Origin of the sequence: Streptomyces niveiscabiei (assembly GCF_001419795.1) — a bacterium.
Classification (GTDB): domain Bacteria; phylum Actinomycetota; class Actinomycetes; order Streptomycetales; family Streptomycetaceae; genus Streptomyces; species Streptomyces niveiscabiei.
Map to the genome: position 1 here is coordinate 1 of NZ_LIRL01001145.1, position 1,850 is coordinate 1,850.

3 protein-coding genes are annotated in these 1,850 nt (G+C 74.6%); 2 read left to right on the forward strand and 1 reads right to left on the reverse strand.

Features of this window, described 5'->3' with window-relative positions; genetic code table 11:
* Together AOK24_RS41115 and AOK24_RS41120 are read left to right on the forward strand one after the other, a co-directional pair.
* On the forward strand, positions 1–318 hold a 318-nt coding region (locus AOK24_RS41115; RefSeq protein ID WP_206191354.1), incomplete at its 5' end, for a sensor histidine kinase.
* Positions 319–361: 43 nt separating this feature from the next.
* The gene (locus AOK24_RS41120; protein ID WP_055725003.1) at positions 362–937 is read left to right on the forward strand and encodes a PadR family transcriptional regulator; all 576 of its coding nucleotides are present in this window, start codon (positions 362–364) and stop codon (positions 935–937) included.
* Between the two features lie 217 nt (positions 938–1,154).
* On the opposite strand, the gene AOK24_RS41125 is transcribed toward AOK24_RS41120, so the two are convergent.
* Positions 1,155–1,850, reverse strand: a 696-nt coding sequence (locus AOK24_RS41125; RefSeq protein ID WP_055725004.1) for an SGNH/GDSL hydrolase family protein, incomplete at its 5' end; no start/stop codon positions are given.

Genomic DNA, 1,850 nt, shown 5'->3' on the forward strand with positions numbered 1-1,850 from the left:
CTCCCCGACGACCTCCCCCACGAGATCCAGGCCGCCGCCTTCCGCGTCGTCCAGGAAGCCCTCACCAACATCCGTCGCCACGCCGCAGACGCCACCCACATCGACGTCCGCCTCCTCGACGACCCCGGCCGCCTCACCGTCTCCGTCACCGACGACGGCCGGGGCAGCACCCAACTCCCCGCGGCGGCGCACGGCGGCGGCTTCGGCCTCGTCGGCCTCAAGGAGCGTGTGACGGCCCTCGGCGGCGACCTGACGACCGGCCCCCGGGGCACGGTCGGGTGGGAGGTGCGCGCGGAGTTCCCCCTCGGCAAACCATGACCATCCGCCCGTACTCAACTAGTTGACTGCTAGCGTGGCACCCATGGCTCTGCGGAACGCGGTGATGGCGGCCCTCCTGGAGGGCGAGGCGTCCGGGTACGACCTCGCGAAGGCGTTCGACGCGTCGGTCGCGAACTTCTGGACGTGCACGCCCCAGCAGCTCTACCGGGAACTGGACCGCATGGAGGCCGAGGGCCTCGTCACCGGGCGCGTCGTCGAACAGAAGGGCCGCCCCGACAAACGCCTCTTCTCCCTCACCCGGACCGGCCGCGAAGCCGTCCGCACCTACACCGCCCGGCCCCCGGCCAAGCCGACCGCCATCCGCGACGAGCTGCTGGTCAAGGTCCAGTGCCTCGACGCGGGCGACGGGCAAGCGGTCCGCACGGCCGTCGCCGCCCACATGGAGTGGGCCACCGCCAAACTCGCCCGGTACGAGCGCCTGCGCCAACGCCTCCTCGCCGGCCGGTCGGAGGAGGCGTACTTCGCGGAGGCGGAACGGATCGGGCCCTACCTCACGCTGCTGCGAGGGATGGCGTTCGAGCGCGAGAACCTCCAGTGGGGCGACCTGGCCCTCCGCAGGATCGACCAGCGACTGGCCACACACCGGGACGACGACTGAGACACGGCCGCGGGGCGGCTAAGGCGCCTGCGGGCCAGAGCGGCCTGACTGCTGCGAGCGCAGGCCCCGCCTCAGATGCCGGTGCGGGGCAGAGCAGGCCGGCGCCGCCCACAGCCTCGGGCACCAGCGGTCCGACAGCGACGCGTGCCGCCCCCTCGCCCCGGAGGCCCGCGCGGCGCAGCGCGGCCTGACAGCGACGAACGCTGCCGCCCCCGCCTCAGACCCCGGTCACCGGCAGCAGTTCCGGGCGCTTCGGCGCCCTGCCGTCCCCCGATGAACGGCCGCGCAGGCGCCGTACGAGCCATGGTCCGAGGAACGTGCCGGCCCAGCGCAGGTCGGCCAAGGCGGAGGCGGGCGGTGGGGCGGTCGGCAGGGGGTCGGCCCAACTCGTGTCGCTGTCCGGGACGTTCAGCGCGTATGCCATCGCCGCGGCGATCCGCGCATGCCCCAGCGGGCTCGCGTGCAGGCGGTCGGCGCTCCACAGCCGGGGGTCGGTCACCACCGGGTACACGGACGTGTCCGCGACCACCACGCCGTACCGCGCGGCGGACGCGCGGACGCGGTCGTTGAGCGCGAGGATCCTGCGCCCCAGGGGACGCGCCAGCGGCGTGCCGCGCCCGACGTCGGGGAACGTCAGCGTCGCGACCGTCGCCCCCTGCCCGGTCAGCGCGGCGAACATCGCCTCCAGGTCGGCGGTCACCTCGTCGAGGTCGAAGTTCGGGCGCAGGACGTCGTTGACACCGGCCACCACGGTCGCCAGGTCCGGCCGCAGCGCGAGCGCCGGGGCGAGCTGCTCGCGGCGCACCTGGCCCGAACGGCGGCCCCGGACCGCGAGGTTGGCGTAGTGGAGGCCGGGTTCCTGCCGCGCGAGCTGTTCGGCGAGCCGGTCCGCCCACCCGCGCAGCCCCTGGAC

Bases quoted from the DNA above. Each gene is read 5' to 3' on its own strand.
- AOK24_RS41120 (WP_055725003.1), top strand. From the start codon at position 362: ATGGCTCTGCGGAACGCGGTGATGGCGGCCCTCCTGGAGGGCGAGGCG.